This is a genomic window from Actinomadura bangladeshensis (assembly GCF_004348335.1).
GTDB classification, from domain to species: domain Bacteria; phylum Actinomycetota; class Actinomycetes; order Streptosporangiales; family Streptosporangiaceae; genus Spirillospora; species Spirillospora bangladeshensis.
Window position 1 is genome coordinate 1 of record NZ_SMJW01000208.1, and the last position, 14,334, is coordinate 14,334.

A 14,334-nucleotide genomic window follows, 5' to 3' on the forward strand; every position below is an offset into this window, starting at 1 on the left:
CCCTTGCCCCGACCACCACCCCGAACGCCCGCGAGGTCCAGCCGATGACGTCTGTCCCCCACCGCAGCGCGGACGCGTCCGCCGGACCCGCGGACGGGCCCGCGGACGGCACGGCCCCGCCCCGCGTCCTGTTCCTCGGCGGTCTCGGCCGCAGCGGCACCACGCTGGTCGAGCGCCTGCTCGGCGAGCTGCCCGGCGCGATGGCGCTCGGCGAGGTCGTCCACCTGTGGGAGCGCGGGGTCCACGCGGGGGAGCGCTGCGGCTGCGGCGTCGCGTTCGGCGAGTGCCCGGTCTGGCGGCGCGTCGGGGAGGCCGCGTTCGGTGGCTGGGACGCGGTCGACCTGGACCGGTTCGCGGACCTGCACGCCGCGGTGGACCGCACCCGCCACATTCCGATGCTCTCCCGCGGCCGGCTTCCGGCCGACCGGGCGCCGCTCGTCGCCGAGTACGTCGACCACTACCTGCGGCTGTACCGGGCCGTCGCCGCGGAGGCCGGCGCGACGGTGCTGATCGACTCCAGCAAGCAGGCGTCGCTCGCGTTCTGCCTGCGCTGGGCGGCGCGCGCCGGCCACCTCGACCTGCGGGTGCTGCACGTCGTGCGGGACAGCCGCGGCGTGGCCTACTCGTGGACGCGCGAGGTGCGCCGCCCGGAGGCCGACGCGGGCGGCGACGAGTACATGACGCGGTGGACGCCGCCCCGCACCGCCGTCCACTGGAACGCCGAGAACGGCGCGTACCAGCTCCTCGCGCGCCGCGACGTGCGGGTGAAGCGGATGCGCTACGAGGACTTCGTCGCCGATCCGCGCGCCCGGCTCCGCGAGATCGCCCGGTTCGCGGGGCTGCCCGCCGACGACGAGGCGCTGGCCTTCGTCGGCGACTGCCGCGCCGAACTGACCGCCAACCACACGGCGTCGGGCAACCCGATGCGCTTCCGGACCGGGCGCATCGACGTCCGGTCCGACGACCGGTGGCGGACCGCGCTGCCGGCCGCCGACCAGCGAAGGGTCACCGCCATGACCCTGCCGCTGCTGCGCCACTACAGCTACCTCGGAGGCGACGCATGACGCGGGAGCGGGACGGGCATCCGTCCGTCGGCGTGGTGATCCCCACGCACAACCGTCCGGAACTGATGCGCGCGGCGCTGGACGCCGTGCTGGCCCAGGACTACCCGGGCGAGCTGCGGGTCGTGGTCGTGTTCGACCGCGCCGAGCCCGACCCGTCGCTGGCCGGTGTGCCCGGCGCGAACGGCCGCGTCAGCGTCGTCGCCAACGACCGGACGCCCGGCCTGGCGGGCGCGCGCAACACCGGCATCCTCGCGCTGGACACCGAGCTCGTCGCGTTCTGCGACGACGACGACCAGTGGCTGCCGGAGAAGCTGTCGGCGCAGACGGCCGCGCTGGCCGCCCGCCCGGACGCGGTGCTCGCGAGCTGCGGCATCCTCGTGGAGTTCCGCGGCGGCGGCAACGCGCGCCTCGCGGGCGCCGCCGAGGTGACGCACGCCGACCTCGTCCGGTCCCGGATGGTGATGGTCCACTCGTCCACGTACCTGGTGCGCCGCGCGGCGCTGACCGGGCCGGACGGGATCGGGCTGGTGGACGAGACCATCCCGGCGGGCCAGAACGAGGACTGGGACTTCGCGCTGCGCGCCGCCCGACGGCATCCGATCGTGAACGTCGACCGCCCGCTGGTGCGGGTGCTGTGGGGGCGGACGTCGCTGTTCGCCGGCGAGTACGCCACCAAGATCGAGGGCCTGCGGTGGATGCTGCGGCACCACCCCGAGCTGGCGGAGGACAAGGTCGGGGCGGCCCGCGTCTACGCCCAGATCGCGTTCTGGAGCGCGGGACTCGGCCACCGCAGGGAGGCGCTGAGCTGGTCGCGGCGCGCGGTGCGCGCCAACTGGCGGGAGCGGCGCGTGCCGTTCGCGCTCGCGGTCGCGTCCGGGCTGGTCTCCGACGAACGGGTGCTGCGGACCCTGCACTCGCGGGGGCACGGCATATGACGGGCACCGCGCCGCGCGCCGTGCTGCGCGGGCTGCCGTTCGACGCGCTCACCGAGGAGCAGGTGGTCGAGCATGTGGCCGCCGCCCTCGCCCGCGGCGCGGGCGGCCACCTGGTGACGCCGAACATCGACATCGTCCGGCAGGCCCGGCGCCAGGGGGAGGCGCGGTCGCTGGTCGTCGGCGCCGACCTGGTCGTCGCCGACGGGACGCCGATCCTGTGGGGCGCGCGGCTCGCCCGCCGCCCGCTGCCCGCCCGCGTCACCGGGGCGTCCCTCATCTGGACGCTGAGCGAGGCGATGGCGCGCGACGGCCGGTCGGTCTACCTGCTCGGCGGGGGCGCGCCCGGCGTCCCCGAACGCGCCGGCGAGGTCCTCGCCGAGCGGTACCCGGGGCTGCGCGTCGCGGGGGCGTCCGCACCGCCGATGGGATTCGACCGGGACGAGCGCCAGGTCGCCGACATCGCCGCCGAACTCACGGCGCTCAAGCCGGACCTGGTGTTCGTCGGGCTCGGCTTCCCCCGCCAGGACCGCCTCATCACCGCGCTGCGGCCCGCGCTTCCCGGCGCGTGGTTCGTCGGGTGCGGAGCGGCGATCCCGTTCGCGGCGGGCGAACTGGAGCGGGCCCCGCAGTGGATGCAGCGGTCGGGCCTGGAGTGGCTGCACCGGCTGGTGGGCGAGCCCCGCCGCCTGTTCAGCCGGTACATCCTGCACGATCTTCCGTTCGCGGCGCGGTTCCTCACCGGCTGCGCGGTGGACCGGTACCGCCGCTGAACTTTCGGCGGGGGCGCGCCGAGACGGCGCGCCCCCGCCGGTCAGCGGCGCGGGCGTCCGCGGCGCAGGATGGAGCGCGCCGCCTCGTCCAGGTTCAGCGGGCGGCGCAGCAGGTAGCAGCCCGCGGCGTACCCGACGGCGCCGACCGCGGCGGCGGCGGCCAGCTGGGGCAGCCCGTCGCCCGCCGTTAGCCGCACGGCGAGCGGGACCGCGCCGAAGCAGACGCCGGTCAGCGCCGCGGCCGCCAGCGAGCCCCGGCCGAACGGGTGCAGGCCCAGCTTCAGGCGCAGCTGCAGCAGCGGGATGACGTTGCGGGTCAGCAGCGCGGCGGCGCCGCCGAGCGCCGCCCCGATGATCCCGATGTGCGGGATGAGCAGGACGCTGACGCAGACGTTCACACCGAGCGCGAGCACGATGTTCACGAGGTTCCAGGTGGTCTTGCCCGCCATCATCAAGACGACCTCGACCATGCCCGTCCCCGCGCTGACCAGCATCGCGGCCGCCAGCACCACGATCACCGAGGCGCCGGTGTGGTAGCCGCTCCCGAACATCCGCAGCAACTGCTCGGCGAACAGCGCCGAGAGCAGGAACAGCGGCCAGTTCGCCAGCATCAGCCAGCTCGTGGCGGTCTGGTAGAGCGTGTTGGCCGAGCGCCGGTCATCGTGCGCGAGCACCTCCGACAGTTGCGGCTGGACGGCCTGCGAGATGGCCCGGTTGGCGAGCTGCCCGACGACCCGCAGCCGGGACGCCGCGGTGTAGATCGCCGCGTCCCGCGCGCCGAGCATCGCCGCGACCAGCAGGATGTCCATGCGCTGCAGCAGGATCTGGGTGATGCCCGCGAGCCCGCGCGGCAGCGAGTAGCGCCAGAAGCGGCGGCCGAGGTCGGGCGGGACGTCCGGGGCGGCGCCGCCGGCCGGCGCGGTGCGCCGGACCAGCCCGAGCATCGCGAGCACGGCCAGCACGGAGGCGGGCAGGTACGGCCCGACCCACGCGATGGCGATGAGCCCGGACGCTCCGGCGACGGCCACCGCGCCGATCGCGGCGAGCTGCACCAGCGGCCGGCCGATGTTCTCCACCAGCACCGACGGCCGCATCCGCCGGAACCCCTGGGTCGCCGCCAGCGCCCCCGCCGACAGGTTCATCACCGGCAGGAACACCGCCAGCACCCGCAGGTAGGTCGCGCCGTCCCCCGGGTCGCCGTTCACCATCACCTCGGCCACCCACGGCGCCGCCGCGAACAGCGCGGCGCCGAGGACCGCGGAGAACAGCACCATCGGCCGCAGCGCCAGCCGGACCAGCGGGCCGATCCGCTCGGTGCGGCCGCGCGAGCGGAACCGGGCGATGAAGTACACCAGGCTCGTCTGGGTGCCGAGTTCGGCGACCGCGCCGAACAGCAGGAACGCCGACGTCGCGGCGAAGAAGACGCCCGCCTCGGCCTGCGAGAACGCGTTGGTGATGACGGCGACGACGACGAGCTGGGCCACCGCCGAGACCGCCGCGCCCACGATGTTCAGGGCGCCGCCGCGGGCGAGCGAGCCGACGTCGGAGCCCTTCGATCCCGGGCCCGGTCCGCCCCCGGCACCGCCCTCCGCGCCGCCGCTCGCGGCGGGTTCGGCCGCGCCGGTCGCGGGCGCGCTCATCGGCGCCAGGACGGGGTGCGGCCGAGCCACTCCGCCAGCCGCTCGTCGTACGGGCGGAAGTACTCCTCGAGGCGCGCGTGCAGCGCGTCCGGCAGCGGCGACCGGCTGCGCGCGTTGTGCCGCTCGAACACCGGGGAGCCGAGCGGCGGGACGCCGAGGAAGTCCAGGACGCCCTTGTACACGGTCTCCGGCTCGGTGAAGAACTCGTGGCTGTCCACGACGAGCAGGCGGTCGCGGCCGACGAGCTTCTCCAGCCGCTCGATCTGCTCGATGTAGCGGCCCCGCGCGAGGTAGGCGTTGTGCTGGTAGGCGTGGCTCGTCGCGGACGGGTCGGCGGCGAGGCGCTCGGCCTCGCCCTCCAGCCGCTGCTCCTCCAGCTCCACCGCCCGCTCGAACGGCTCGGTCTCGAAGCCGCGCCCGAACTCGTGGGAGTGCGCCGAGTACGCGCGCTCGACCGGGTCGCGCACGAGCATCAGCAGCTTCACCTCCGGCAGGTCGGCGGCGATCCGCGCCCCCGCAAGCGGGTGGAACCCGTAGTACGGCGACGACTCGAACGCCAGCGGCTTCACGCCGTGCCGGCTCTCCACGCGCGCGGCCGTGCTGCGCAGCGGGAAGTGCCCCCGGTACCAGGCGGGCCCGTTGCCGTAGCCGGTGTCGAAGTAGTGGACGCCCTTGTGCCACAGGGCCTTGAGCAGCGCCGGGTGCTGGCTGAGCGTCCGGTACATCGACGTCGTGCCGCAGCGCTGCCCGCCGACGATGAGGAATCCGGGCAGCATGCGGGCGCGGTGGGTGGCCTTGCCGGCGGTGACGGCGGCGGCCTGCGCCAGCCGCTTGTGGCCGGGGGGACGCGCCGCCTGGTGCTTGTCAGCCATGGGTTTCCTTCGTTTCGTGCAAGCCCTCGGTGAGGGCGGGGAGGAGCCACGCGCCGACGTCGCCGAGGCGGGCGCCCGCCTCGGCCTGCCGGTCGGCGAGATAGCGCGCGGCGAGTTCGGCGAGGTAGAGCCGCGCGACGAGCGCGGCGTGCGCGGGGGCGGCGTGCGCGCCGGCGAACGGGGCCAGGGCGTCGGCGGCGCCGCGCACGCAGTCGGCCGCCGCCCGCGCCGGGTCGGCCGCCGGGTCGGAGACCGCCCGCTGGAGGCGGTGGTGCAGCGCGTCGAAGCCGACGGGGACGCCGGTGGCGAACCGCTCCCAGTCCCACACGAGCAGCCCGCCGTCCGCGCCGCCGGTGTTCCACGGCGTGAAGTCGCCGTGCCAGGAGCCGAAGGCGAGCCCGGCGCCGCCGTGGCGCTCGCCGATCGCCGCGAGCGCGGCCCGCAGCCGGTCCGCCGCCTCGCCCGGCAGCGCTTCGGCGCGGTCGCGCAGCGCGGTCCAGTAGGGCGAGTCCGCGAGCCGCAGCCGCCGGGTCCCGGCCGCTTCGGCGATCTCGCGCAGCGCGGCGGCCAGGAGTTCCGGGGTGACCGGGCGTTCGGGCTCCCAGGTCGGCAGCGGGGTCAGCGCGAGGATGTCGAGCCCGCGCCACGTCCCGGCGTGCAGCACCTCCGGCGCGCGCACCACGGCGCCCGCCGCGCGCGGCAGCCGCGCCAGCGCCGCCGCCTCGGCCCGCACGAGCCGCCCGGTGAGCTCGTTCACCCCCACCTTGACGAACGCGACCGGCGGCCCGCCCGATCCGGGGGAGAGCGCCTGCAGGACCGGCTTGTCGTTGGCGCGGCCGGCGGGCCGCGCGTACAGCGCGGCGCACACCGGGCGGCCGAGGGCCTCGCTCAGGTACGTCTCCACGGTCTCCGCCCCGTCGGGCACCTCCACGCGGACGCACTGCCGCAGCACCGCGCGCCCGACCCCGCCGCGCAGCGCCCCGATCAGCCCGGCCGTCACCAGCCGCGCGGCGCGCGACTCGACCCGGCCGTAGGCGCGCAGCGCCGCGACGGCGGCGGCGCGGTCGGCGGGCAGCAGGATCCGCGGCCGGCGGGCGCCGGGGGCGAGGAGGCGGTCGCCGGAGCCGAACGTGACGCGGGCCGGTTCGGGCCACAGCAGCCGGGCCGTCTCACTCAGCGCCGCCAGCCGGTCCGTCGTGTCGCTCACGTCTTCCCTCCCCGATCCTGATGGGCATGCCGTTCGTCCGCGCGGCCAGCGCGGCCCGGCGCGTCTTGCTCTCCAGCAGCCGCCGGGTGCGGGCCGCGGTGAGCGTCTTGTCGCGGGCCCGTTTGGCGCGGACCGCGATCGGCTCCACGCGCGGTGGGCTCAGGTCCATGCCGTTGCGCCACATCACCGCGAAGGACAGCAGGTAGAGCGGCATCGGGGTGTAGAGCCCGTCGTAGATCGTCATGTAGAAGAGCACGAGCAGCATCGTCAGGACGCCGCCCGTCGCGATCGGGGAGATGTCCCGCCAGTACCGCCGGATCGCGTTCAGGAAGAACATGACGTACAGGCCCGCCCCCACGAAGCCCTGCGAGATCAGCAGCAGCCACAACTGGCCGTCGGAGCCGAGCGGCGGGTGCTTGCACTCCGGGCACGCCTGCGTCTTGCCGGTGACGACCGTCTTGTCGCTGCCGACGGCGTACCGCGTGTTGCCGTAGCCGATGATGGGGGAGGTGAGCGTCGCCTCGATCGTCTTGGCGCGGGTGTAGGCGCGGATGCTGTTGCTCTGCGGGTTGTCGAGCCGCGTCTGGACCTGGTCGTACAGCGGCGACATCGCGAACAGGGCGCCGCCGAGCACGAGCGTGGCCGCGCCCACGCCGAGCGCCATGGCCCGTCCGCGCAGCGCCAGCCGGACGAGCACGTAGACGACGCTGAGCCCGATCCCGACCCACAGCCCGCGGTTCAGCCCGTAGACCACCGGGACCATGGACAGCGCGAGGATCGCGACGCCCAGCGTCCGGCGCCGCCGCGAGGCGTACACGAACCAGCCGAGGACGAACCAGATCAGCAGGATCGAGTAGTTGTTGCCCCAGGTGTTGGCCCATTCGAAGGGGCCCTCGGGGCGGACCGCCTTGACCGAGCCGACCCAGGTGATCTGGGCGGCGGTGGGGTTGATGATGTTCTGCACGAACGCGTCGCCGCGCAACCGCCCGGGCAGCAGCATCCCGAACAGCGGCGGGACGTTGAAGTCGGGGTAGACGACGCCGAGCAGCCCGCCGAGCGTGGTCGTGATGAACAGCGCCCCGAGCATCCGCACGAGCGCGAGCCGCGGCAGCTCCCGCTCGGTGAGGTTCCCCACGTACAGCGCGATGACCGCCGACGCGAGGTAGACGACCAGCCGCACCAGGACCGAGATGACCCGTCCTGCGTCGAGGTCGCCGTACGCGCCCGGCGGGTTCCGGTCGAGCATGGAGAGGCTGACCAGGTACCAGATCAGGAACAGCACCCACAGCCCGAAGCCGGGCGGGAACCGCAGCGGGCGGCGGTTGAGCAGGACCAGCGCCATCGGCACCGCGCAGATGACGAAGCTGAACACGCCGAGGCCGAGGATCCACCAGACGGGGAAGCCGACGAGCAGCGCGATCAGCGGCCACGTCGTGGGCGGCAGTTCGCGCAGCCGCGTCGGCAGCGGCTCGTCGGTCCGCGACGGGGGGACCGGACCGCCCGGCGCGGACTCCGGCGCGGCGCTCGATGGGGACGTGGGGGGCAACGGTTCAGGAGCGCTCGGACGGGTCGTCCGGTTCGGCGTGCCGGCCGTAGCGCGGTATCGCCGCCGGCGCGTCCGGTTCGCTGCCGTTGGCGGACGAGCCGTGCTCGGCGTCCTCGCCCGGGCTCGGGAGAGCGCGCCCGCTCTGCCGCGACCCGGCGACGGGGCGGTCGCCGGAGCGGTCGCCGGGGCCGTCGACGACGGTGCGGTCCGCGGGCCCGTCCATGAAGGCCCGCAGGTCCAGGCCGGCGGTCTCGGTCGTGTCGGCCGACGCCACCGGCCGCGGGGCGCGGCGCGGCTGCGGGCGGGCGGGGCCGGAGCGCGGCTGACCCGCGGCGGCGCGCGGCTGGGCGGGGACGACGAGGGTGCCGAGCACCGCGACGCTCATCCGGTCGAGCGCGCGCACCGACTCCTCGACGTCCTTGCGCCTGACGTCCGGGATCTCGACGACGACCAGCGCGGTGTCGGCGGCCTCGGCGATGGCCTGTGCGTCGGCGCTGCTGCTGGTCGACGGTGCGTCGATCACGACGTAGTCGGTGTTGGAGCGGAGCTTGTCGATGATGTGGACCATCTGCCGCGTCTGGAGCATCTCGTAGGCGAGGTCGGTGTCGACGCCGGGCGGAACGACCCACAGCCGCTTCTGCACGGGCGAGCGGACCATCGCGTCGCGCAGCGGGCGCGAGCCGAGCAGGACCTCGGCGAGCCCGACGTTGCCCGGGACCTCCGTCAGCCGCGCCGACTCCTGGGAGTGCAGGTCGGCGCAGACGAGCACCACGCGGGACTGGGTGCGGGCGAGCGCGGCGGCCAGGTTCGCGGCCGACAGGCCGGCGCCGGGCCCGCTGGTGGCGCTGGTCACCAGGATCACGTGGTTGCCGTGCCCGAGCACGGCGTTGAGCTGGTGGCTCAGTTCATGGACTTCCTGCCCGTTGCGGCTGCGGGCGGGCAGCAGCCCGAGCCGCTCGCCCTTGCCCGCCGGATGCAGTTCCAGCAGGACGGGCATGTCGAGCATCCGCTCCACGTCCGCCGCGCTGCGCAGGCGGGTGTCCATGCGGTCGCGGACGGCGGCGGCGCCGAGGCCGACCAGCAGCCCGGCCATGAGCCCGCCGAGCAGGTAGAGCGCCACGTTCGGGCCGCTCGGCTGCGTCGGCGTGGAGGCGTTGCTGATGATCCGGCCGGGGTTGATGGTGGTGGTGCTGAGCGAGCCCAGCCGGCCGGTCAGCTCGGTGATCTGGCGGCCGATGATCTGCTGCTGGCTGCGGGCGTAGGTGCGGGTGGCGCCGGTGGTGCGCGGGATCTGGTCGAGGAGGATCTTGTTCCTCTTGTTGAGGTCCTCGACCTTCTTGTTGATGGCGTCCATCTGGCGCGCCAGGTTCGCCTGCGCGGACGCCGTGCGCTGGTTGAGGTACGCCTGCGCGAACAGGTTCGCGCCGTTGGCGGCGGACTCGGGCTTGTCGTCGGTGAAGGCGATCGTCAGCACCCCGGAGTTCGGGGGGACCGAGACGGTGACGTGCGACAGCAGGTGGTTCTCGGAGTCGCCGTACTTGAGCAGGCGCTTGGCCTCCTTGGCGACCTCGAGCGACTTGGCGACCTGGGCCTCGGTGTCGAGGTTGACGTCGGTCTTGGTCTTGGAGGCCGCCGGGGCGGCGTCGTCGAACCCGGTGGGCGCCACGAGGACCTGCGCCTCGGCGGTGTAGGTCTTGGCCAGCGTGAACGTGTACGCGGCCACGGCGGCGAGCACGACCGCGGCGCAGCACACGACGATCCCCCAGCGCCGCCGTATCAATCCGGTGTAGTCGACGAACTCTTTGGAGGGTGCTGGACTAGACGACACTTCGGTCCTTCCCGGTCACCGCCCCCGCCGCCGCGCGAACGGACCGGTCCGCCGGGGCTGGCCGCCGGAGTCGCCGGTTGAGGTGGGGGGCGTGGCGTCGCGGTCACTATATAGGGAGCGAGGGCTCGGTTCAGACAATCCGCGCGCGACAGGCATCGCCCGGGAGGAACCGGTGCGCGGGACGCCGGGCCCGCGCCCGCGGAACGGATCGTCCGTCCGCGGCCGGCGGCCCGCGGCCGGGTGGCGGATGTGGGCCACGGGCCTGGCGGGGCAATGGGCCCCACCGCTATTCTTGCGCACGCTCCCCCCATAGGTATCAGTCGGGTAACTCTCGCCTCATGCGTCGGTACCTGCGACACGATGGGCGCATTGGTCAGTACTTCTTCTTTTCCGAGGATTCCCCGCCGAGGAGGCACAAGTGTCGCGTCTGCGCCGTAGCACGGCGGTCGCGGTGACGGCGGTGACCGGGGTCGGCCTGGTGGCCGCCCCGCAGTTCGCCGGGGACCGCGAGGTCCCGGTCGTCGCCAGCGCCGCCCAGACCGCCGGGAAGATGCCCGCCGAGACCCCGTACGGCGGGACGCCGAACATCGAGCCGAACCAGGGCGGCTGGGCCGGCATCGTCTACGCGATGACCAAGGTCGGCGACAAGATCTTCGTCGGCGGGAAGTTCAAGTCCGTCAAGCAGGGCAGCACGACGTACCCGGTGACGAACCTGATCGCGATCAACGCGTCGAACAAGCACCTCGACACCGCCTTCAAACCGCAGCTCGACGGCGACGTCCTCGCGCTCGCGCCCGGGGCGGACGGCAAGTCGGTGCTCGTCGGAGGCAAGTTCAACACGGTCAACGGCAAGGCGCGGCCGAAGCTCGCCCGGCTGGAAGCGGGCACCGGCAAGGAGGTCGCCAACGGCACCTGGAAGACGCCGGGCGTCAAGGGCGGCGCCGTCTACGACATCGAGCAGGCGCACGGGCGCCTGTACATCGCCGGGGAGTTCACCACGGTCGCGGGCGTGAAGCGCAACCGCCTGGCGGCGCTCAGCCCGACGACGGGCGGGCTGTCGACCAAGTTCGGCATGGTCCCGTTCGCGGGCGTGCACAACGGCGGCACCTCGCGCGTCCGCCGGATCGCCGCCACCCCGGACGGCACCAAGATGTACGCGATCGGCAATTTCCGCACGGCCGGCGGTGAGGAGCGGCGGCAGTTCGCCCGGCTGGACCTCGGCGACTCCTCCGACGCGCTCGACACGACGTGGAAGACCTCCGGGTTCGCCACCTCCTGCAACACGGTCTTCGACAGCTACCTGCGCGACATGGCGATGTCGCCGGACGGCAAGTTCGTCGTCGTCGGCGCGACCGGCGGCCCCTACGGCACCGCCCAGCTCTGCGACAGCGTCACCCGCTGGGACACCGCCTCCAGCGGCTCGAACGTCCAGCCCGCGTGGGTGAACTGGACGGGCGGCGACACCATCGACTCGGTCGCCGTCTCCGGCGCGGCCGTGTTCGCCGGCGGGCACCCCCGCTGGTCCAACAACCCGAGCGGCCGCGACACCGCCGGACCGGGCGCGGTGACCCGGCCCGGCCTGGCCGCCCTCGACCCGCGCAACGGCGTCCCGTTCTCCTGGAACCCGGGCCGCGACCCGCGCGGCGACGGCGCCTGGTCGCTGCTGGTGACCTCCGAGGGCCTGTGGGTCGGCAGCGACACGAACTACTTCCTGCCGCCGTCCTCGCACAAGTTCCGCGGCAAGGTCGGCTACTTCCCGTTCGAGGGCGGCAAGACGCTGCCCGAGGACACGACCGCGCAGCTCCCGGGCAAGGTCTACATCGCCGCGCCGGGGTCGCTCGTCCAGCCGAACAAGCTGGTCTCGCGGACGTTCGACGGCACGACGGCCGGCACCGCGACCACCGAGTCGGTCGCGGGCGCCATGGACTGGTCCGACGTGCGGGGCACGATGCTGATCAACGGCGTCCTCTGGTACGCCAAGGCCGACGGCAAGCTGTACAAGCGCGCGTTCAACGGGACGACCGTCGGCGCCGAGCAGCTCGTCAACCCCTACGAGAACCCGGCGTGGGACGCCGACGAGCCGAAGTGGAAGGGCCGGGCACCGGAGTTCTACAGCTCGCTGCAGGGCGGCCGGACGCTCGGGATGTTCTACGACAACGGCCGGATGTACTACACCCGGTCCGGCAGCTCGGCGCTCTACTACCGCTACTTCACGCCGGAGAGCGGGATCCTCGGCGCCATCGAGCACACCGCGGCCTCCTCCGGCTGGTCGAACGTGGGCGGGATGTTCGTCTCGGGCGGCAAGTTGTACTACGTCGCCGGTGACGGCAAGCTGATGGCGGTGAAGTTCGCCGACGGCGCGCCGAGCGGAAGCCCCACGGTGGTCAGCTCGGACGACTGGCGGGGCCGCGGCCTGTTCGTCGGCTGACGCGCCGCTCACCGCGGGCCGCGCCGAGACGGGGGAACCCCTCGTGCGGCTCAGCGGGCAGTGACATCGGGCCAGGCGCCCGCCTGAACAAGGTGGGCGCCTGGCCTTCACGTATGACGGGAGTCCTGTTCTGATGGCCATCACGGGGAAGGCGCGCTGGGCGCTCGCCGCGGGATCGAGCGCGGTCTTCCTGGCCGCGGGCGTCGGGATCGGCGTCCACTTCGGAGGGGACGACTCTCCGGACGGCCCCCGCTGCGCCGTCTCCGACCGGCTGGTGCCCGAGTGCGGCCGGTGGTGGGGCGTCGCGCCGGGCGTCTTCACGAACAAGTCGACGGAGCGGGCCCTCGCCGACTTCGAGGACAAGACCCGCCATCCGACGGACGTCGTGCACCTCTACCACCGGGACGGGGAGGTCTTCCCGACCGACCGCGAGATCGCGATGGCGCGCGAGGGCGGCCGGAACCGGCTGCTGTTCCTGAACTGGAAGCCCGAGATGGGCCGGACGTGGGCGCAGGTCGCCGCCGGGGACCCGGTGGTCGACGAGCACATCGACGACATCGCCCGCCGCATCCGCGCCGCGTATCCGCACCGGTTCTTCCTCGCCGTCCACCACGAGCCGGAGGAGGAGGTCCGGCCGGTGCCCGGGTCGGGCTACACCGCCCGCGACTACCACGCCATGGTCCGGCACGTGATCAAGCGGCTGCGGTCGGGCGGCGCCGACAACGTGGTGACCGTGATGGCCTACATGGGGGTCCCGAACTGGGGGTCGCAGCCCTGGTTCAACGACCTCTACCCGGGCGACGACGTGATCGACTGGGTCGCCGCCGACCTGTACGCGGACAAGTGGGTGAACGACTTCTCGACGCTGGTGAACAAGACGCGTCCGGACTATCCGCAATGGCCGGGGTTCTACGCCTGGGCGTCGGCGCGGTTCCCGAAGAAGCCGCTCATGCTCGCCGAGTGGGGCACCGTGAACCGCAAGGACGACCCCGACTTCAGCCGGCGCTTCTTCGCCTCGGTCCCGCGCCAGCTGCCGAAGTACCCCCGGCTGAAGGCCCTCTTCTACTTCGAGTCGCCGAAGACGCCCGTGGGCGACACGCGATGGAACGCCACGGGCGCCTCGGCGCGGGCCTTCCGGCAGGTCGCCGGGATGCCCGACTTCAACCGGCTGACGCCGCCCTGACCGGCTCCGGCTCGCCGTCCCCGGGCGGCTCCCCGTCCGTGCGCTCGGCGAGCAGCGACCAGCCCGCGAAAACGGCCACGGCCAGCAGCAGGTAGCCGTAGATCCAGCCGGCGTACACGTCGGTGATCCAGTGCTTGCTGAGGTACCAGCGCGTGTACCCCTCCAGGAACGCGAACGCGGCGAGCCCGCCCCACACGGCGGCGCGCACCCGCGGGGCCGCCTTCAGGTAGGACAGCGTGACCAGCGTGATCGCGCCGTAGATCGAGATCAGCCGGGCGCAGCCGCCGGACGGGTAGGTCCCGAGGGTGGTCGGCGGGTGGCCCCGGTCGACCAGCGCGGCGAGGGTGGTCTGCTGGAAGCGCTCCACCGCGGTCACCGAGCCGATCAGCAGCGCCGGCACCCAGGGAGGGCGGTGCGTCTTCAGGGCGACGAGCGTGAGGACGACCACCGCCGCGACCGCGACGTACCGGGTCGGCCACACGTTCCCCGACCGGGTGAGGACGTTCATCGCGTCGGTCCACGCGCCGGGACGCACATGGCGCTGCGCGAGGTCGAACATCGGGACGTCGTGGGCCCTGAGGAGGCGCTGGCACAGCTCGCCGAGGGGCAGGCACACCGCGGTCACCAGGAACGTGCCAGCGCCGAGGAAGACGATGAAGGAGCCCGCCGGGCCGAGCGTGCGGTCGAGCTGGGCGCGGGCGGCGCGCAGCCGCGCCGCCGCCGAGGTCCGGGCACCCGCGGGGCGCCTGGCCCAGACGTATCCGATGAGGAACGACAGGACCAGGCCCACCGCGCAGAAGGCGACGAGTGCGGGCATCAGGCGGTCGGGGGTCGGTCGTCGCCGGTCGCGGGGCCGTGGCT

The 14,334-nt window shown here is 73.9% G+C and carries 11 protein-coding genes; 5 read left to right on the plus strand and 6 right to left on the minus strand.

Going from position 1 to position 14,334, the window contains the following annotated elements; translation table 11 throughout:
* The 3 genes from E1284_RS30340 to E1284_RS30350 form a co-directional block, all read left to right on the plus strand.
* Positions 1–1,064: sulfotransferase family protein (locus E1284_RS30340; protein ID WP_341770433.1), on the plus strand; the 1,064-nt coding region annotated here is incomplete at its 5' end.
* Positions 1,061–1,999 carry a glycosyltransferase family 2 protein gene (locus E1284_RS30345; RefSeq protein WP_131943587.1) on the plus strand — a complete coding sequence of 313 codons (939 nt, stop codon included), beginning with the start codon at positions 1,061–1,063 and terminating at the stop codon, positions 1,997–1,999. The genes E1284_RS30340 and E1284_RS30345, both read left to right, overlap by 4 nt.
* On the plus strand, positions 1,996–2,769 hold the full coding sequence (locus E1284_RS30350; protein WP_131943588.1) for a WecB/TagA/CpsF family glycosyltransferase: 774 nt from the start codon (positions 1,996–1,998) through the stop codon (positions 2,767–2,769). The genes E1284_RS30345 and E1284_RS30350 overlap by 4 nt, the downstream gene beginning before the upstream one ends.
* A gap of 41 nt (positions 2,770–2,810) precedes the next feature.
* On the opposite strand, the gene E1284_RS30355 is transcribed toward E1284_RS30350, so the two are convergent.
* Genes E1284_RS30355 through E1284_RS30375 form a run of 5 tightly spaced genes read right to left on the minus strand, consistent with a single transcriptional unit; the run spans position 2,811 to position 9,862 of the window.
* A complete protein-coding gene (locus tag E1284_RS30355; protein WP_131943589.1) occupies positions 2,811–4,409 on the minus strand; it encodes an oligosaccharide flippase family protein in 1,599 nt (532 codons plus the stop codon).
* On the minus strand, positions 4,406–5,281 hold the full coding sequence (locus tag E1284_RS30360; RefSeq protein WP_131943590.1) for a sulfotransferase domain-containing protein: 876 nt from the start codon (positions 5,279–5,281) through the stop codon (positions 4,406–4,408). The genes E1284_RS30355 and E1284_RS30360 overlap by 4 nt, the downstream gene beginning before the upstream one ends.
* On the minus strand, positions 5,274–6,488 hold the full coding sequence (locus E1284_RS30365) for a hypothetical protein (protein ID WP_131943591.1): 1,215 nt from the start codon (positions 6,486–6,488) through the stop codon (positions 5,274–5,276). Before E1284_RS30365 ends, E1284_RS30360 begins: the two co-directional genes overlap by 8 nt.
* Complete coding sequence (locus E1284_RS30370) at positions 6,451–8,034, minus strand: O-antigen ligase family protein (protein WP_207924036.1); 1,584 nt, start codon at positions 8,032–8,034, stop codon at positions 6,451–6,453. Before E1284_RS30370 ends, E1284_RS30365 begins: the two co-directional genes overlap by 38 nt.
* A 4-nt stretch (positions 8,035–8,038) precedes the next feature.
* A complete protein-coding gene (locus tag E1284_RS30375) occupies positions 8,039–9,862 on the minus strand; it encodes a Wzz/FepE/Etk N-terminal domain-containing protein (RefSeq protein WP_131943592.1) in 1,824 nt (607 codons plus the stop codon).
* Positions 9,863–10,280: 418 nt separating this feature from the next.
* Between E1284_RS30375 and E1284_RS30380 the strand changes: the two genes are divergently transcribed.
* Together E1284_RS30380 and E1284_RS30385 are read left to right on the plus strand one after the other, a co-directional pair.
* Positions 10,281–12,290 carry a hypothetical protein gene (locus tag E1284_RS30380; RefSeq protein WP_131943593.1) on the plus strand — a complete coding sequence of 670 codons (2,010 nt, stop codon included), beginning with the start codon at positions 10,281–10,283 and terminating at the stop codon, positions 12,288–12,290.
* Positions 12,291–12,423: 133 nt separating this feature from the next.
* Positions 12,424–13,473 (plus strand): glycoside hydrolase family 26 protein, encoded by a 1,050-nt coding sequence (locus E1284_RS30385; protein ID WP_131943594.1) that lies wholly within the window; start codon positions 12,424–12,426, stop codon positions 13,471–13,473.
* Here E1284_RS30385 and E1284_RS30390 read toward each other — a convergent pair.
* The coding region (locus E1284_RS30390) for a phosphatase PAP2 family protein (RefSeq protein ID WP_207924037.1) at positions 13,451–14,334 on the minus strand (884 nt) is incomplete at its 5' end. The two genes, E1284_RS30385 and E1284_RS30390, sit on opposite strands and share 23 nt — an antisense overlap.

What these genes read in the sequence shown, in the direction of transcription:
- E1284_RS30345 (WP_131943587.1), top strand. Translation starts at nt 1,061, where the DNA reads ATGACGCGGGAGCGGGACGGGCATCCGTCCGTCGGCGTGGTGATCCCC.
- E1284_RS30385 (WP_131943594.1), top strand. Translation starts at nt 12,424, where the DNA reads ATGGCCATCACGGGGAAGGCGCGCTGGGCGCTCGCCGCGGGATCGAGC.
- E1284_RS30360 (WP_131943590.1), bottom strand. Translation starts at nt 5,281, where the DNA reads ATGGCTGACAAGCACCAGGCGGCGCGTCCCCCCGGCCACAAGCGGCTG.
- E1284_RS30350 (WP_131943588.1), top strand. Translation starts at nt 1,996, where the DNA reads ATGACGGGCACCGCGCCGCGCGCCGTGCTGCGCGGGCTGCCGTTCGAC.
- E1284_RS30355 (WP_131943589.1), bottom strand. Translation starts at nt 4,409, where the DNA reads ATGAGCGCGCCCGCGACCGGCGCGGCCGAACCCGCCGCGAGCGGCGGC.